This is a genomic window from Mesorhizobium sp. M7A.F.Ca.CA.001.08.2.1, from assembly GCF_003998455.1.
GTDB classification, from domain to species: Bacteria; Pseudomonadota; Alphaproteobacteria; order Rhizobiales; family Rhizobiaceae; genus Mesorhizobium; species Mesorhizobium ciceri.
Genome location: NZ_RZPW01001312.1, coordinates 1 through 802 on the forward strand (window position 1 = coordinate 1; position 802 = coordinate 802).

The window sequence follows — 802 nt, forward strand, 5'->3', positions numbered from 1 at the left end:
GTCTGTTGCTAGCAGGTCGACATGCGCGACTTGGGGCCGTGGCCGCTTGGCACGACCGGCCTGAAAAGAGTCCTTGGCCGGAGCTTTGCGTCATGAGCCGGAATGCAAACGGTTGCTGCGGCTCGTTACAACGCGCCTTGGCAAAGGTGCCGAACGCGGCCCTTAGGCGTTCCCGAAGGCTGGTTCAAAATGAACTGATATGTGATGCAGGCAAAGGATTGTTGCCCTTTGCCGTTCGAATATTAGCAACCTCTTGACGACCGCCGGCCGCGCTCCAGAATCTCTCACATGGCGCAGAGACAGACTGGCATCGACTTTGGGCTCGAGGTGACGGCAGGCGGCGTCACTCATCTGGAACTGCGCGACGACCGTCGGGCAAGCAACGCGCCGGAGAAGGCAAAGGCGCCGGGCCACGCCACGCCGGTCGACTATGAAGCTGGCAAGGCCACGGTCGGCGGTTTGGTCACAGTCGAAGCGGGCTCCCATCAGGGGATGGAAACGCGCCGCGCCGGTGCTTCGCGATGAGAAAATCCGGGACTGACAATCTCGTCCCGGCCATCAAGAGCCCCGGCGATGCGCCGTCGATGAAGGGCGCAGAGCAGTTCGAGATTTTCCCCGACTACGGCCCGAGGATCAACAGGCGCCACATGGTAGCGGCAGCGGTGGTGGCAGTCCCGCTCCTGTTCGGTTTCACTGGCCTTGCCATCCGTTATGCCGCTGTTGCTTCAACATTGGCAGAGCCAGGCTTCGAGGCTTATGCTCGTGCGCTCTGCCGATGGGATTGCCACTGGTATGTGGATAT

The 802-nt window shown here is 61.3% G+C and carries 1 protein-coding gene and 1 pseudogene; both read left to right on the plus strand.

Features of this window, described 5'->3' with window-relative positions; translation table 11 throughout:
* Positions 1–288: 288 nt before the first annotated feature.
* Entirely contained in the window at positions 289–525 is a 237-nt protein-coding gene (locus EN914_RS37055) for a hypothetical protein (RefSeq protein ID WP_013525080.1), read from the plus strand.
* Positions 522–802: pseudogene (locus tag EN914_RS38880) on the plus strand (hypothetical protein); the annotation flags it as partial. The gene EN914_RS37055 and the pseudogene EN914_RS38880, both read left to right, overlap by 4 nt.

Coding starts and splice junctions, on each gene's coding strand:
- EN914_RS37055 (WP_013525080.1), top strand. CDS start 289: ATGGCGCAGAGACAGACTGGCATCGACTTTGGGCTCGAGGTGACGGCA.